16 protein-coding genes and 1 tRNA gene are annotated in these 14,840 nt (G+C 67.3%); 14 read left to right on the top strand and 3 right to left on the bottom strand.

Annotated elements, in window-relative coordinates; genetic code table 11:
- Positions 1–70: 70 nt before the first annotated feature.
- Positions 71–1,087, bottom strand: a complete 1,017-nt coding sequence (locus ACI7YT_RS07725; RefSeq protein ID WP_406249977.1) for a TerC family protein — start codon at positions 1,085–1,087, stop codon at positions 71–73.
- A gap of 193 nt (positions 1,088–1,280) precedes the next feature.
- Here ACI7YT_RS07725 and ACI7YT_RS07720 point away from each other — a divergent pair, with 193 nt between their 5' ends.
- From ACI7YT_RS07720 to ACI7YT_RS07695, 6 genes are all read left to right on the top strand, one after another.
- Positions 1,281–1,910: a TIGR00645 family protein gene (locus ACI7YT_RS07720; RefSeq protein WP_406249975.1), complete on the top strand. Its 630-nt coding sequence runs from the start codon at positions 1,281–1,283 to the stop codon at positions 1,908–1,910.
- A gap of 71 nt (positions 1,911–1,981) precedes the next feature.
- On the top strand, positions 1,982–2,539 hold the full coding sequence (locus tag ACI7YT_RS07715) for an RNA polymerase sigma factor (RefSeq protein WP_406249974.1): 558 nt from the start codon (positions 1,982–1,984) through the stop codon (positions 2,537–2,539).
- Positions 2,536–3,603: a DUF4349 domain-containing protein gene (locus ACI7YT_RS07710; RefSeq protein WP_406249973.1), complete on the top strand. Its 1,068-nt coding sequence runs from the start codon at positions 2,536–2,538 to the stop codon at positions 3,601–3,603. The genes ACI7YT_RS07715 and ACI7YT_RS07710 overlap by 4 nt, the downstream gene beginning before the upstream one ends.
- Before the next feature lie 76 nt (positions 3,604–3,679).
- Entirely contained in the window at positions 3,680–4,216 is a 537-nt protein-coding gene (locus tag ACI7YT_RS07705) for an ArsR/SmtB family transcription factor (RefSeq protein WP_406249972.1), read from the top strand.
- 1 nt (position 4,217) lies between these two features.
- Positions 4,218–5,471 carry an MFS transporter gene (locus ACI7YT_RS07700; protein WP_406249971.1) on the top strand — a complete coding sequence of 418 codons (1,254 nt, stop codon included), beginning with the start codon at positions 4,218–4,220 and terminating at the stop codon, positions 5,469–5,471.
- 28 nt (positions 5,472–5,499) lie between these two features.
- Entirely contained in the window at positions 5,500–6,831 is a 1,332-nt protein-coding gene (locus ACI7YT_RS07695; RefSeq protein ID WP_406249970.1) for an acyltransferase, read from the top strand.
- 54 nt (positions 6,832–6,885) lie between these two features.
- On the opposite strand, the gene ACI7YT_RS07690 is transcribed toward ACI7YT_RS07695, so the two are convergent.
- Positions 6,886–6,958, bottom strand: a tRNA-Glu gene (locus tag ACI7YT_RS07690).
- A gap of 152 nt (positions 6,959–7,110) precedes the next feature.
- On the opposite strand from ACI7YT_RS07690, the gene ACI7YT_RS07685 reads away from it, so the two are divergent.
- Genes ACI7YT_RS07685 through ACI7YT_RS07665 form a run of 5 tightly spaced genes read left to right on the top strand, consistent with a single transcriptional unit; the run spans position 7,111 to position 10,165 of the window.
- Positions 7,111–7,749 carry an MBL fold metallo-hydrolase gene (locus ACI7YT_RS07685; protein ID WP_406249969.1) on the top strand — a complete coding sequence of 213 codons (639 nt, stop codon included), beginning with the start codon at positions 7,111–7,113 and terminating at the stop codon, positions 7,747–7,749.
- A 2-nt stretch (positions 7,750–7,751) separates the two neighbouring features.
- Positions 7,752–8,696: an aminoglycoside phosphotransferase family protein gene (locus ACI7YT_RS07680; protein WP_406249967.1), complete on the top strand. Its 945-nt coding sequence runs from the start codon at positions 7,752–7,754 to the stop codon at positions 8,694–8,696.
- Positions 8,665–9,120: an OsmC family protein gene (locus ACI7YT_RS07675; RefSeq protein WP_406249965.1), complete on the top strand. Its 456-nt coding sequence runs from the start codon at positions 8,665–8,667 to the stop codon at positions 9,118–9,120. Before ACI7YT_RS07680 ends, ACI7YT_RS07675 begins: the two co-directional genes overlap by 32 nt.
- A complete protein-coding gene (locus ACI7YT_RS07670) occupies positions 9,117–9,476 on the top strand; it encodes a hypothetical protein (RefSeq protein WP_406249964.1) in 360 nt (119 codons plus the stop codon). The genes ACI7YT_RS07675 and ACI7YT_RS07670 overlap by 4 nt, the downstream gene beginning before the upstream one ends.
- A 5-nt stretch (positions 9,477–9,481) precedes the next feature.
- The gene (locus ACI7YT_RS07665) at positions 9,482–10,165 is read left to right on the top strand and encodes an ArsR/SmtB family transcription factor (protein WP_406249963.1); all 684 of its coding nucleotides are present in this window, start codon (positions 9,482–9,484) and stop codon (positions 10,163–10,165) included.
- A gap of 18 nt (positions 10,166–10,183) precedes the next feature.
- Here the strand turns inward: ACI7YT_RS07665 and pepN are convergent, their stop codons facing one another.
- Positions 10,184–12,667: an aminopeptidase N gene (gene pepN / locus ACI7YT_RS07660; RefSeq protein ID WP_406249962.1), complete on the bottom strand. Its 2,484-nt coding sequence runs from the start codon at positions 12,665–12,667 to the stop codon at positions 10,184–10,186.
- Positions 12,668–12,961: 294 nt separating this feature from the next.
- Here pepN and ACI7YT_RS07655 point away from each other — a divergent pair, with 294 nt between their 5' ends.
- The 3 genes from ACI7YT_RS07655 (at position 12,962) to ACI7YT_RS07645 (ending at position 14,838) form a co-directional block, all read left to right on the top strand.
- Positions 12,962–13,165, top strand: a complete 204-nt coding sequence (locus ACI7YT_RS07655; RefSeq protein WP_264157619.1) for a cold-shock protein — start codon at positions 12,962–12,964, stop codon at positions 13,163–13,165.
- Between the two features lie 170 nt (positions 13,166–13,335).
- Entirely contained in the window at positions 13,336–13,833 is a 498-nt protein-coding gene (locus ACI7YT_RS07650; protein ID WP_406249961.1) for a hypothetical protein, read from the top strand.
- Positions 13,834–14,058: 225 nt separating this feature from the next.
- The gene (locus tag ACI7YT_RS07645; RefSeq protein ID WP_406249960.1) at positions 14,059–14,838 is read left to right on the top strand and encodes a hypothetical protein; all 780 of its coding nucleotides are present in this window, start codon (positions 14,059–14,061) and stop codon (positions 14,836–14,838) included.
- The last annotated feature ends 2 nt before the right edge of the window (positions 14,839–14,840 follow it).

Raw genomic sequence — 14,840 nt, 5'->3', positions numbered from 1 at the left:
AGAAGAACCACCCGCCGCATGTCGGTCAGTTTACACCGCTGCGGCGGGTGGCTCCGCCCTGTGACGCCGGTCAGTGCGTCGGAGGCTCGGGGTGCAGTTCCTCCGGAGCGCGACGCTTCTCGTTCGCGGATGCGATGAGGCTCGCGATCGTCGCGACCCCCATCGAAGCGACGATCACGGTCAGCGACAGCCAGATCGGGATGTCCGGGGCCCACTCGATGTGCTCGCCGCCGTTGATGAACGGCAGCTCGTTGACGTGCATGGCGTGCAGGATCAGCTTGATGCCGATGAAGCCCAGGATGACGGCGATGCCGTAGTGCAGGTAGCGCAGACGGTCGAGCAGGTCGCCGAGGAGGAAGTACAGCTGGCGCAGACCCATGAGCGCGAAGATGTTCGCGGTGAACACCAGGAAGCTGTTCTGGGTGATGCTGAAGATCGCCGGGATCGAGTCGATCGCGAACATCAGGTCGGTGACGCCGATCGCGACGAAGACGATGATCATCGGCGTCCACATCCGCTTGCCGTCGACGGTGGTGCGCAGCTTCCCCTCGTCGTACTCCTCGCTGATGTCGATGCGACGGCGCAGCAGGCGCACGATGAAGTTCTCGCGCTTGGCCTCTCCCTCGTGGTCGCCTTCCGGCATCGCCTGGCGGATCGCGGTCCAGATGAGGAAGGCGCCGAACAGGTAGAAGATCGGCGAGAAGTTCTCGATGATCGCGACGCCGGCCAGGATGAAGATGCCGCGAAGAACGAGCGCGATGATGATGCCGACCATCAGCACCTGCTGCTGCAGACGCCGCGGAACAGAGAACTGCGCCATGATCAGCACGAAGACGAAGAGGTTGTCGATCGACAGGCTGTATTCGAGCGCCCAGCCGGTGAGGAACTCGCCGGCGAACTGACCGCCGGCGATGAAGTACAGCAACACGGCGAAGATGAGCGCCAGACCGACGTAGAAAGCCACCCAGAGGGAGGACTCCTTCGTCGAGGGGATGTGCGGACGCAGCCGCACCAGCAGAAGGTCTCCGATGAGGATGAGAGTCAGGACCACCAGGGAGGTGACCTCGAACCAGACGGGGATGTTCAAGGGCGCACGGCACCTTTCGAGAGGGTAGGGAAACGGACCGAAAGTCTCTCCCACGCACCAGGTGCGCCGCGCCCCCGGAGCAACGCTGTCGGTGCTCGTGATGACGAGGGCGCGAGGACGGGATACTCCCTCTCGCAGGTATTCATCGTAGCGGAGGTTCAGCCCGCCGACCGGACATGATGGAATAGTCGCCGTGACCTCTCAGATCGACACCTCCGCCGACCCGCTCGAGACCACCCCGCGCAACGGCTGGGCGCGCGCCATCGGATCCCTCATCTTCGTCAGCCGCTGGCTGCAGGCTCCGCTGTATCTCGGCCTGATCGTCGCTCAGGTGGTGTATGTCGTCGTCTTCATGGTGGAGCTCTGGCACCTGATCGCGGAAGACGTGTTCGGCAACATCACGCATATCGACGAGGCGGTGATCATGCTGAGCGTGCTCGGCCTGATCGACGTCGTCATGATCGCGAACCTCTTGATCATGGTGATCATCGGCGGGTACGAGACATTCGTGTCGCGCATCAACACCGAGGGGCACCCCGATCAGCCCGAGTGGCTGTCGCACGTCAACGCGAACGTGCTCAAGGTCAAGCTCGCGATGGCGATCATCGGCATCTCGTCGATCCATCTGCTCAAGACGTTCATCGCCGTGGGGAACATGGACGCGGACGGCACGAAGACCGAAATCGGCAGCTACACCCCGACCGGCGTGCTGTGGCAGGTCGTCATCCACATGGTGTTCATCGTCTCGGCACTCGCTCTCGCGTGGATCGATCGGATGTCCCAGAAGACCGCGATCGCCGCACATCACGAGGCCACTCACTGACCGCGCACCGTTTCTGAGACGATGGGGCATCCTTCGACACTTCCGAGGTGAGAGACACCGAACGGAGCAGGATGCCTGAGCGATCGGAAGACCAGGAATGGGCGGCCAGGGCCGCGGCGGGTGACGAGAGCGCCTTCCGCGCGATCTACCGCGCGCACGTCCGCCCGGTCTACTGGATCGCGCACGGGATCCTCGGAACGGTCGTGGATGCGGAGGATGTCACGCAGGAGACCTTCGTCGTCGCCTGGCGAAAGCTCCCGAAGCTCGAGCTGGCCGGCGAGTCGATCCTGCCGTGGCTGGCGACGATCTGCCGGTTCCAGGCGGCCAATCGCCTGCGCCGACGGATCCGCGACCGTGAGCACACGGCCGAGACACCCGATGAGACGATCGCCGACACGGTGAGCGTCGAGGATCAGGTCATCTCAGCCGAACTGGCCGAGCGCATCGCCGCCGAGATCGGCACGCTCGGCGAGCTCGACCGCGAGATCTTCCGACTGTGCGCATCAGAGGGCTACGCCTACCAGGCCGCCGCCGATGAGCTCGGCGTCAGCCATGCGGTCGTCCGCAACCGTCTCTCTCGAGTGCGCACGCAGCTGCGTGGCGCCGTCAAGGAAGTGAGAGACGCATGAACGAGCAGAGCACTGCTCTTCCGGAGCTGTCCGACGAGGCCGTGGCCCGCATCGAGGATGCGGTGTTCGACCGGATCGCCGATGAGCCTGCAAGAGTCGTCGCGGCATCCGCACGGTCGCGACAGCGCCGTCGGCGCTGGCTGACCGGTGCGGGCATCGCCGCGGCGTTCGCCCTCGGCATCCTGATCACTCCCCCGATCATGAACGCCGTGATGCCGTCGTCCACGACCGCCGACATGAGTACGGAGGAGAGCTCGTCCGGTGGTGCTGTGCCCGAGATGTCCGCCGAGTCGGCCACGACAGGTCAGGACGGCGCGGCACTGGATGACGTCGGGTCCGTCGACACGGAGTTCCAGTTGAATGCCCCCGCCGACCGCGAGATCATCGCCTCGGCATACGCAACGGTCGAGGTCGCCGATGTCCCGGCCGCCGTCAGCGTCATCGGAGACGTCGCCGAGGAGCACAGCGGATACGTCGAGAGCACGAGCGTCTCGAAGGCCGCCACCACCGACATATCGATGCCCGCGCCGCCAGACGGCGGATACGGGTGGATCAGCATCCGCGTGCCGTCCGAGGATCTCGCCGCCGTGATCGCCGAGCTCGATGACGCCGGCGATGTCGTGTCGTCGTCCATCACCAAGCAGGATGTGACCTCGACCGCGATCGATCTGCGCGCCAGAGTTGACGCACTCGAGGCATCCGTCGCCCGGCTGACCGAGCTGATGTCGCAGTCCGGATCGGTATCCGAGCTGATCGAGGCGGAGGTCGCCCTGACCGACCGGCAGGCAGAGCTGGAGTCCTACCAGCAGCAACTGGCGGCGCTCGAAGATCAGGTGGCGATGTCGTCCCTGCAGATCGAGCTCGTGCCCGAGGCGACGACCACGAAGGCGGACCCGGCCGGGTTCTCGGACGGCCTGCAGGCCGGATGGAACGGCCTGATCGTGTCGCTGAACGCACTGGTGATCGCGCTCGGGTTCCTGCTGCCGTGGATCGCCGTGGCCGCAGTGGTACTGGTGATCGTGTGGCTGGTGCTGCGCGCGCGGCGGCGTCGAACTTCCGAATGAGCGGTGTTGATCCTTGATTTTCCGGGGTATACAAGAAGTCTTGTGAGAATCCGGGTTCCCGCTTAGCGTTGCCTGCGTGGAAGAGATCTCCGTCATCACCGCCGTGCATCATCCGCTGCGTCGGCGCATCATCGATTACCTGCAGCTGCACGAGGCGACGCAGGTCGGAACGCTCGCCAAAGCCTTCGGCGCGCAGGTGGGCAGCATCAGCCACCACCTGCGGATGCTGCAGAAGGCCGGCATCGTCGAGCAGACCGACGACCCCACCGGGGACAAGCGGACGAGCTGGTGGCAGCTGGCGCGTCGCCGGATCACCTGGTCGGAATCCGACTTCGATTCCCCCGCCGACGCGATGCTGGCACGAGAGGCGCAACGCGCGAACGTGCGCCATCAACTGGACCGACTGCAGCGATGGCATCGGGTCTCGCGCGACAGCGACGTCGAGGGATTCGCGACCGACACGCTGAAGTGGGCGACCCCGGCCGAGCTCCGCGATCTCGGACAGCGCCTGAACGCGATGCTGGACGAGTGGGGCGCGGGAATCGACCGCGAGGACGGACAGGAGCGTCTGCCGGTCTTCTTCTTCGCCCACGGCTTCCCCACCGAGGTGTGAGATGACCTCGACGATCGAACCCCGGATGCTGCGGCAGCCGCCCGCCTTCTCGCGCGACCGGATGGTGCAGACCTGGCTGCTCGTCAAGGCGCTCTCCGACGCCGGAGACGCCATCTTCACGATCGCCTTCGCCTGGACCGCGGTGCAGATCGCCTCCCCCGCCGTCGCCGGTCTCGTGATCGCTGCCGGTACCGTACCCCGGGCGGTCGTGCTGCTGATCGGCGGCGCGTACGCGGATCGCGGCAACGCCAGACGACTCATGGTCGTCTTCAACGCGTTGCGGGTCGTCGTGCTCGTGACGGTCGCGATCTGGTGCCTCGCGACGCCGCCGACAGTAGCGCTCCTGCTGATCGCCAGCGTCGCGTTCGGGCTCTGCGACGCCTTCTTCGAGCCGGCCGCCGGCACGATGCCGCGCCAGCTCGTCGCACCTGCCGATCTGCCCGCCTACTCGGCGCTCAGCCAGACGCTCTCCCGGCTGGGGACCATGGCGGGTGCTGCCACCGGCGGGTTCCTGGTGGCGGCGTTCGGCATCGCCGGCAGCGCAGCCATCAACACCCTGACCTACACCATCGTCATCGCGTTCATCGTGCTGTGGCTTCGTCCGAGATTCGCGCTGCCGCGTGCATCGACCGAGCAGAGCGTGCTGCGCGGCGTCACGGACGGGTTCCGGCACCTGCGCACCGAGCACGCGACACGCACGCTCGTCATCGCGCTCTCCGGCTTGAACCTCGCCGTCGGGCCGGCGATCGCCATCGGCATCCCGTTGCAGGCGACCCAGAGGGGCTGGGGCGCCGAAGCCGTCGGCATCCTGGAGGCGCTCGTCGGCGGCGGTGCGATGATCGGCGCCCTGGTCGTCGTGAAGTGGCGGCCCCGGCATGAAGCACGGGGTGCGTTCATCGCCCTCATCTTCCAGGGTGCCGGGATCGTCGCGCTCGGGATCGCCTCCCCGTACGTCGTCGGAGCGGGTGCCCTCATCATCGGCTTCACGGCCGGCTTCGCATCCGCTCTGCTCAGCGCGACGTTCGCCGCGACGGCCGCCCCGGACTTCCTCGGCCGGCTCGGCTCCATCCTGCGACTGGGCGACGACTGCCTGATGCCGGTCGCGATGGCCGCGTTCGGTGCGCTGGCCGGCATTCTGCCTCTGTGGGTGCCGTTCGCCCTGTACGGCGGCGCGATGGCGCTTCTGATGACGATGCCGCTGAGCAAGCGCACCTTCCGGGAGATGTCCCTGCGGTCGCCCGACGCTGCCGGATGATGTCGGGATGCCGCGCTACAGTCGCGTCATGACTCGCACCGAAGCGGCCACGAAGACGATCCCGGCTGGGCGCGATCTCACCCTGGATCTGGCACGCGTCTTCTGCGTCGTGCTCGTCGTGTTCGTGCACATCCTCTTCACCGGGGTCGGGCGCAACCCGGACGGGTCGCTGCTGATAGAGAAGACGGTCGAACTGCAGAGCTGGTTCAACGCCGTCACCTGGATCGCGAACATCATGCCGCTCTTCTTCGTGGTCGGCGGCTACGCGGCACGCGCGGGCTGGCGATCGGCGGTGGCGAAGGGCGTGACGGCCGATGCCTTCGTCCGGGTCCGTCTCGCGCGGCTCGCGCGCCCGGCTGTTGCGGTGTTCGTGTTCTTCACGCTCGTCCTCGCTGCCGCTCGTGCGCTCCGGCTCGACCCCGCTCTGGTCGACGGGATCGCCATCGGCGTCGGCTCACCGCTGTGGTTCCTGGCGGCGTACATGATCGTGCAGGCCCTCGCTCCGGCGATGATGCGGTGGCACGAGCGCTCCGGCGCGCTCGTGCTGGTCGGACTGCTCGCGGCGATGCTGGCCGTCGACGCCGTGCGCTTCATCGTGGTCGGAGGGATGCTGGGAATAGAACCGGTGCCGCCGTACGGATACGGACTGGGGCAGGAGATCTTCGGCATCCCGAATGTGATGTTCGTGTGGCTGTTCGCCCAGCAAGTGGGCTTCTTCCTCTACGACGGCTGGTTCGCGCGTCGACGGTGGTGGCAGCTGCTGCTCGTCATCGGCGGCGGGTACGCCCTGCAATGGGGGCTCGTGTCGCTGGGCGGCTACTCCTGGAGCATGCTCGGCAACCAGTGGCCGCCGACGGCGACCATGGCGGTGTTCGCGGTCGTCCAGGCAGCCGCTTTGACCCTGCTGCACGCGCCGCTGACCGCGCTGATGCGGCTGAAGGCCGCACAGGGCATCGTGTTCCTCTTGGGTTCGCGGTTGATGACGATCTACCTGTGGCATCTGCCGGTGATCATGGTGCTCACGGGCATCCAGTTGATCCTGCCGCTGCCCTTGCCCGAACCGGGAAGCCCGCAGTGGTGGTGGACGCGCGTGCCGTTCCTGATCCTCGTGCTCGCGGTCGTCTGGCTGCTGTCGCTCTGGCTCGTGCGTTTCGAGCGAGTGCCGCCGGCCGGTGCGCCGCGATTCCCGTCGACGAGAGCGACCGTGGTGGCCGTGCTGCTGTTCGTCGTTCCGATCCTCGCCATCACCGCCTACGGGCTGGATGTCGTCCTGGCGGGTCTTGCGCTGGTCGGGACACTGGCGGCGCTGTGGGTGGCCGGCTCGCGGGACGGCGCCGTCGATCCGCTCGACCCGGCGTGATCGCCCTGGATACGCGAAAACCCTCGGCTGAGCCGAGGGTTTTCGGTGTTGCGGTGACCCCAGCGGGATTCGAACCCGCGTTACCGCCGTGAGAGGGCGGCGTACTAGGCCGCTATACGATGGGGCCGTCTTGCGGAGCGTTTCCGTCCCGCGACAACCGTTCAAGTATGCCACGGCATTTCTCGCTCCGCAAAATCGAGGCCGGGCTCGCGCAGATCCCGGGCGTGGCGCACCGAAATCGGGTTTGCTGCGCGCGCCGGGACGGAGTTGACTCTTCACATGCGCGTCACCAAGTACGAACACGCCACGCTCCGCATCGACGAGAGCGGCGACACCCTGATCGTCGACCCCGGCTCGTTCACGACACCGCTCGACGACCTCGGCGACGTCGTCGCCGTGGTCATCACCCACGAGCATCCGGACCATTGGACGCCGGAGCACCTCGACCGGATCCTGCGTGACGTTCCTGGCATCCCGGTGTTCGCACCGGCTGGGGTCGCCGCCGCCGCAGGCGACCACGAGATCACGATCGTCTCTGCCGGTGACACGGTCACGGCCGGCCACTTCACTCTGCGCTTCTTCGGCGGCGAGCACGCGGTCATCCATGAGTCGCTGCCCGAGATCCAGAATCTCGGCGTCCTCGTGAACGATGAGCTCTACTACCCGGGAGATTCCTACGCGATCCCGGCCGACGTCACCGTCGACACGCTCGCCGCCCCGCTGGGCGCACCATGGCTGAAGATCGGAGAGGCGATGGATTTCGTCCTCGCCGTGAAACCCCGACGCGCATTCGGCGTTCACGACATGACGCTCTCCGTCATCGGCAAGAACATGCATCGTGCGCGTCTGCAATGGGCGACCGAGCAGGATGGCGGAGAGTTCTTCGTCCTTGAGCCGGGCGAATCGCTCGACCTCTGAGAATGGCGGACTCCCCCGCAGCCGAACGCACGCTCGACGAGGCCGACGTGCGTGCGCTCCTGCGCCACGATGCCCCCGAACTCGCGGACCTTCCGCTGACGCGCGTCTCCGACGGATGGGACAACACGATGTGGCGTCTCGGGACCGATCTCGCCGTACGCATCCCAAGGCGCGAACTCGCGGTCGCGTTGATCTCCCACGAGCAGCGCGCCCTCCCCGAGCTCGGCAAGCACCTCGCAGCGCTCGGCATCCGCACGCCCGTCCCGGTCGTCGCCGGACGTCCGAGCGGAGCCTTCCCCTGGCCGTGGTCCGTCGTGCCGTGGATCGACGGCGCCACGGCTTTCGCCTCCTCTCGTGCCGACAACGCCCGTTGGGCGCCGGCCCTCGCCACCGCTCTGGTCGCACTGCACGTACCGGCACCGGCCGATGCCCCGCACAACCCCGCACGGGGCGTCCCGCTGGTCGATCGCGATGACGTCATGAGCACACGTCTCGCTTCGCATCCGGAACTGCCCGCGCTCCGCGAAGCATGGGATGCCGGCCTCACCGCCCCTGCGAGCAGCGAACGCGTCTGGATACACGGCGACCTCCACCCCGGCAACATCCTCGTCCGGGACGGATCGCTCACCGCGCTCATCGACTTCGGAGACGTCACCGCCGGCGACCCGGCGTACGACCTCGCCGTCGGGTGGCTGCTGTTCGACGCGGAAGGACGCGATCGCTTCCGCGTTGCGACCGGCGCGCGCTACGACGAGGCGACCTGGATCAGGGCTCATGCCTGGGCCGCGTATCTCGCTCTCGTGTTCCTCACTCTCAGCGACGACCGCCCCGACCATCTGGCGCTCGGACGCAGCACGGTCGCCGAGCTCGAACACTTCGTCCGCCACCGAAACGTCGCTGAGCAATCATGGGCGCATGACCGATCACATCTACACGACCGGACTTGACTGGTCCGGCAGCACCGGCGTCGGGTACCGCGCGTACGACCGCGCGCACACGGTGGCGATCAACGACGAGGTCACGCTCTCGCTGAGCGCGGACAGCGCCTTCCGAGGAGACGCTCGGTCGGCGAACCCCGAGCAGCTCCTCCTCGCCGCCGCGAGCTCGTGCCAGCTGCTCTCGTTCCTCGCCGTCGCAGCGCTCGCGCATGTCGACATCGTCCGCTGCACCGATTCGGCACGCGCGGTGATGCCGGCCGATTCATCGCCGATGCGCATCACCGAGGTGACTCTCGACGTGAAGATCGTGGCGCGCGGCACCGACGAGGCGACGGTGCGGGCACTGCTGCAGGATGCGCACGAGCAGTGCTTCATCGCGAACAGCTTGGCCGCCCCGGTGACGATCACCGCCGAAGTGGACATCATCGCATGAAGGACATCGCGATCGCGGTGCCGGACGGCGCCTCCTCGCTCGCGAAGGTCGGCGAAGTCCTCGGAGCAGCGGGTGTCGGCCTCGAGGGTGGCGGCATGTGGAGCGGAGTCGCCCACTACCTCGTCGACGATGCGGATGCCGCGGCCGACGCTCTGCGTCGTGCAGGCTTCGAGGGCGTGCGCGTGCGCGAGACGATCGTCGTCCCGCTCGAGGCGGACGTCCCCGGTGAACTCGGCAGGATGATGCATCGCCTCGCCGCGGCCGGTGTGGAACTCGAGGTGCAGTACAGCGACCATGAGAATCGGAAGGTGCTCGTCGTCGATGATCCGGAGGCGGCCAGAGCGGCACTACGATGACCGACGTGTCCTCTCTCCCCCTCGACGAGCTGGGCCGAGTCATCGCCGAACCGGCTCGCCTGCGCATCCTGCACGAGCTGCTCGGCGGGCCGCCATTGCCGGCCGGCGCACTCGCCGCGCGAACCGGAATCGCACCGTCGACGACCAGCGCGCACCTGTCGCGTCTGGAGGACGCCGGCCTCATCCGGATAGAGAGACGCGGACGCAGCCGGATGGCGCGGCTGGCCGGGCCGGAGGTCGCCGACGCGATCGAGGCCCTCGTGCGATTGTCCGGAGAGGCGCCGGTGAGCTCCCTCACGGGATTCGATCGACGAACCGCGATGCGCGAAGCCAGGTCCTGCTACGACCACCTGGCCGGACGCGTCGGCGTCGCGATCGCGGACATCACCCTCGCGCGCGGGTGGGTCCGTGCCGACTCCGGATCATGGACTCTCGTCGACGGCGATATCGACCCGATCTCCCGCGAGCTCGGAATCGCGCTCCCCTGGCCCGCTTCCCGCCGCGCCGCCGTCCGACCGTGCGCGGACTGGACCGAACGTCGACCGCACATCGCCGGCAGACTCGGACGTGCGCTTCTGGACGCGATGATCGAGAGCGACTGGGTTCGACGTCGCCGCGACGATCGCGCGCTGAAGATCACCGCCGTCGGCAAGGCGAAGCTCGCCGAACTCGGCGTCGCCGACCTCTAGTCGGCGACGCCGGGGTGCTCAGCTCTGCGCCGCGCGTACGCGGAGGTCGCGCGCCAGATGATCGCGCTGTTCGATCACGAGCCGACGCAGCGCGCCCGGTGCATCAGCGTTCTCCGCGAGCCACCCGTCCACGAGCTCGAGCGTTTCCGTCTGCGGGAACAGTCCTGTCACCAGTCGCGATGCGAGCTCGATGCTGCGCTGCGTCCAGACCGGACCGATACGCGCGAAGTACTCGGCATCGTGCCCGGCGATGAGATCGCGACGGCCACCGGCACGGAACCCGCCGATCGTCGCGTCCAGGTGATCGTTGGAGAGGCTCGTGTCCGTCCACGCAGCGGTCCATGCGGCATCCCGTACCACGGCATCCGGGCGCGCGGCCAGCGCGCGGATCGAGGCCGTCCGCCCGTCGGCGGTGTCATCGTTCGCCAATTCAGCCGCGATCCCGGTGGCGTCGAGAGCCCCGACCGTCGCAAGCGCCGTGAGGAAGGCCCAGCGCAGCTCGGGATCGACAGGAAGCCCTTCCGGCCCTTCTCCTGCCAGGACCGCGCGCACCCGATCGGCGGTGCCCGCATCGTATGCGGATGCCGCGGCGAATGCCCGTGCCCAGGACAATTGCGCATCGCTGCCGGCGTCTGCGGCATCCAGCGCTTGCTGGGTCGTACGCGACCAGGCGGCCCGCTCGTCGGCGCGCGCCGACTCCGGGACGTAATGGCTGAGCGTGAAGGCCGCATTGGCCAGCACGCCGGTGAGCAGGGAGATGTTCTCCTCCGCCGCCGCGTGGGTGCGGACGATCTCCAGATACCGTCCGGCGGGGAGCTCGCCGTCGCGGGTCGCGTTCCACAGCGCCGACCAGACGAGTCCACGGGCAAGGGCATCGCCCAGCGTCGACAGTGCCGACGCCACCGTCACGAGCGAGCGCGCATCCAGGCGCACCTTGGCGTAGGTGAGGTCGTCATCGTTGATCAGCACGAGGTCCGCGTCAGGCAGGTCCACCGGGGTGCGCGCCTCAGCGATGTCCACTTCGGTCTTCTCCCGCAGCTCCAGCCGGTCGTCGACGAGGTCGTACAGGCCGATCCGCAGGCGATGCGGACGAGGGTCGGTCTGCACCAGCATCCGGCGCCCATCGGCATCCGTCTCCAGTCGGAGCGTCGAGACACCCGTCGTCTCGAGCCACGCGCGTGACCAGGCGCGCACGTCGCGGCCCGAGACCTCCTCGAGCTGGATGAGCAGATCCTCGAGCGTCGTGTTGCCGAACGCGTGCGCGGCGAAGTAGCGCCGCGCACCCTCGAAGAAGTCGTCCTCTCCGACGAAGGCGACCAGCTGCTTGAGCACCGAAGCGCCCTTCGCGTAGGTGATGCCGTCGAAGTTGAGCTTGGCCGCCTCGAGATCGGGGATGTCGGCGACGATCGGATGCGTCGTCGGCAGCTGATCCTGCTGATACGCCCAGGCTTTGCGGCGGTTGGCGAAGGTCACCCATGCATCCGTGAAACGGGTCGCTGCCGCCGAGGAATGCGAGCCCATGTAGTCGGCGAACGACTCCTTCAGCCACAGGTCGTCCCACCAGCGCATCGTCACGAGATCCCCGAACCACATGTGCGCCATCTCGTGCAGGATCGTGTTCGCCCGCCCGGCGCGCTGAGCGTCGGTGGCGGCCCCCCGGGGGATGTACGCCTCGGTGAACGTGACGAGTCCGGGGTTCTCCATCGCACCGAGGTTGTACTCCGGGACGAAGATCTGGTCGTACTTCCCCCACGGGTACGGATACGCGAACGCGTCGGTGAAGAAGTCGAGCCCCTGCTGCGTGACGGTCATGATCTCGTCCGCTTCCAGGTGCTGGGCGAGCGATGCACGGCACAGGATGCCGAGATCCACGATCTGCTCGCCGCGCTGCCACGAGCCTTCGAACCGGTGATAGGGACCGGCTGCCACTGCGGTGATGTAGCTGGAGATCGGCAGCGTCGGAGCGAACTCCACCGTCTGCACTGCCCCGTCGATGAGCGTGGATGCCGGCGCCTGATTGGAGAGCACCTGCCATCCGGCTGGTGCGTGCACGACGAACGCATAGGACGCCTTCATGTCCGGTTGCTCGAAGCACGCCATGACCCGACGCGCATCGGCGGGCTCGTACTGCGTGTACAGGTACGTCGCGCCGTCGACCGGGTCGACGAACCTGTGCAGACCTTCACCGGAGCGGCTGTACGCCCCGGTCGCACGAATCGTGACGGAGTTGGATTGGGTCAGCCCGGTGATGCGGACGCGGGCACCGTCGTGATCCACGATCTGCTCTTCGCCGTTGACGGTCACGGCGTCGACCGATTCCCCGATGAAGTCGATCCATGTGGTGTCCGTCGACGCATCGAAACTCAGCGTGGTCATACTCGGGAACCCGGTACGGTTCGGGTCAGGCGCACCCGTGAGATCCAATTCGACGCGGATGCTGTGCACGGTGAAATCCGCGGATCGCGCTGCTGTCTCCTGGCGGGTCAGGTTCGCTGAGCTCATGCATCCATCGTTTCATGGTGCGTTTGTGACACGCCCGGCATGTTCGCAGGCAGTATGGGCTAGGCTGAACACACAACTACACGATGGCGGTCGGGCTCTCCGACTTTCCATCAGTCCGAATGCGCATCGCGCAGGTGACTGCTTCCCCCTCTCATCCTCCATCTCATCCCTCATCGTTACGGCCGCAAAGACCGCCGCCGTCAGCCCGAGGGCACACAGACTGCTCCGTCGAATCATTCGGCAGAGTATGACGGGCCGCATACTGGCCCACGAACACACAAAGGAAAACACAGCATGGCCACTGGCACTGTCAAATGGTTCAACTCCGACAAGGGCTACGGCTTCATCGCTCCCGATGACGGCTCCGCAGACCTGTTCGCGCACTTCAGCGCGATCGCAGGCAGCGGACACCGCAACCTCGAGGAAGCACAGAAGGTCGAGTTCGACACGGAGCAGGGCCCCAAGGGCCCCCAGGCGACGAACATCCGCGCCCTCTGATCTGATCCGAAAGGACCCGGTCGCGTTCACGCGACCGGGTCCTTTCGCTTTTCCTGAGCGCACCTGCGGAGTACCGACGCCGAAGTCGTGATCGGGAGGGTCCGATGTCTCGTAGCGTCGTCTGTCGAGCGGGACGACCGATCCCGACGGAGAAGGACGACAGGACCCTCATGACCTCACGCGCAGCGATCGCCGCGAAACTCGACGACTTCGCCTTCCAGAAGGCGAACTTCGGCGGATTCCTGATGAACAAGCGGGCCAAGAACTCGCACGCGCTGTGGACGCGCAACGCCGACAAAGGCGTCACCGAGCTCGCCCTCGTCGCCACGCGCGACTACGGCGACGACAACGTCTACGACGTCGCGGCGTTCACCCTCGACGGAACCGTGCCGGAAGACGTCCTCGCCGAGTTGCGACCGCAGGCGGAGGCCCTGTCCGACTCCGCCAATCTGCGCGAGCACGGCTACACGTACAGCGATCTGAGCCCGTGGGACGGCGGCGGGACGACCTGGATCTCGAAAAAGCCCCAGTTTCGCGATCTCGGCCGCCCCGATCGGGGCGTCTTCGTCATCCCGATCCAGCGGCTCGCCGGAGAGGATCGGCCGCGCTGGCTCGCGTGGGTGCGCGAGAACGGGCAGCTGCACATCGCGATCGTCTACAAGCCCTGACGATGTCGCTGATCCGTTCCTACGAGCACGCGCAGGGCACGCCGATACGGCACCGCTCCGGCACGATCGTGGTCACGGCTGCGGTGAGCTATCTCGCCGTCGCCGCCGTCGTGATGTTCTACCTGCTGCCGATCGGCTTCGCCCTGGGGGGGCGCGGAGCTGCTGCTGGCGCAGGTCGTCGTCGCGGCCATCGGCGCCGTCGTCGTCGCGTACGCGGCGGCGACGGTGCGCCGCGGCATCAGACGACGTGCGGCACTGTGGACGCTCGCGACCGATCTCGGATGGGAGTACGCGGCCGATGTGAGCGATCGCGTCTGGGGCGGCTCGATCGACGAGCAGATCCCTCGGTCCGCTCGGACGACCCTCGACGACGTTGCAGCGCCCGAGCCGACTCCGTTCGATTCGGCACAGCGCGTCTTCAGCGTCGGCGACGGGGAGGGGGCGAGCCTGCACACGACCCGGATGGTGCGGATCCCGCTCAGCGCGGAGGCGCCGCGGATCACGCTGCGCTCGCGGCGCATCGCCGGCGCGCTGAGCGCCCTGCCGCGTGTACCCCGCGGCTGGAACGAACTCACGCTGGAGGGGGGCTTCAGCGATGTGTTCGAGGTGTCCGTTCCCGACGCCTACGAAGTCGACGCACTGTATCTGCTCACGCCGCATCTCATGGCGATCCTGCTCGATCATGCGTCAGGCTGCGATCTGGAGATCATCGACGGCACCCTGCATCTCTATCTCTCCCCCGTCGACCTGACCGACCCTGCGCAGCTGAGCGGCTTCCTCGCCGTCGTCGGCGTGCTGCACGAACGTTTCGCTCGTCGCACGGCTCTGTACCGGGACGAGGCCGCACCGCCTCTGGATGCCGAGGCGCACCGCCGCGCGGGCGACAGCCTGTCGGCGGCCGCCCGCGCACTCGACACGCGGACCCGATTCGGGCCGATCCTCGCCGCGGTGCTCGCACCGCTCCTGCCGCTCGCGCTCGGACTGGTCTGGATGCAGGTCGGTTAGAC

Origin of the sequence: Microbacterium sp. M, assembly GCF_045181065.1 — a bacterium.
GTDB lineage: Bacteria > Actinomycetota > Actinomycetes > Actinomycetales > Microbacteriaceae > Microbacterium.
The sequence above is the reverse complement of the archived record's forward strand: the minus strand, read 5'-3'. Positions and strand labels throughout refer to the sequence as shown.

What these genes read in the sequence shown, in the direction of transcription:
- ACI7YT_RS07715 (WP_406249974.1), top strand. Translation starts at nt 1,982, where the DNA reads ATGCCTGAGCGATCGGAAGACCAGGAATGGGCGGCCAGGGCCGCGGCG.
- ACI7YT_RS07710 (WP_406249973.1), top strand. Translation starts at nt 2,536, where the DNA reads ATGAACGAGCAGAGCACTGCTCTTCCGGAGCTGTCCGACGAGGCCGTG.
- ACI7YT_RS07700 (WP_406249971.1), top strand. Translation starts at nt 4,218, where the DNA reads ATGACCTCGACGATCGAACCCCGGATGCTGCGGCAGCCGCCCGCCTTC.
- ACI7YT_RS07695 (WP_406249970.1), top strand. Translation starts at nt 5,500, where the DNA reads ATGACTCGCACCGAAGCGGCCACGAAGACGATCCCGGCTGGGCGCGAT.
- ACI7YT_RS07685 (WP_406249969.1), top strand. Translation starts at nt 7,111, where the DNA reads ATGCGCGTCACCAAGTACGAACACGCCACGCTCCGCATCGACGAGAGC.
- ACI7YT_RS07680 (WP_406249967.1), top strand. Translation starts at nt 7,752, where the DNA reads ATGGCGGACTCCCCCGCAGCCGAACGCACGCTCGACGAGGCCGACGTG.
- ACI7YT_RS07675 (WP_406249965.1), top strand. Translation starts at nt 8,665, where the DNA reads ATGACCGATCACATCTACACGACCGGACTTGACTGGTCCGGCAGCACC.
- ACI7YT_RS07670 (WP_406249964.1), top strand. Translation starts at nt 9,117, where the DNA reads ATGAAGGACATCGCGATCGCGGTGCCGGACGGCGCCTCCTCGCTCGCG.
- pepN (WP_406249962.1), bottom strand. Translation starts at nt 12,667, where the DNA reads ATGAGCTCAGCGAACCTGACCCGCCAGGAGACAGCAGCGCGATCCGCG.
- ACI7YT_RS07655 (WP_264157619.1), top strand. Translation starts at nt 12,962, where the DNA reads ATGGCCACTGGCACTGTCAAATGGTTCAACTCCGACAAGGGCTACGGC.
- ACI7YT_RS07650 (WP_406249961.1), top strand. Translation starts at nt 13,336, where the DNA reads ATGACCTCACGCGCAGCGATCGCCGCGAAACTCGACGACTTCGCCTTC.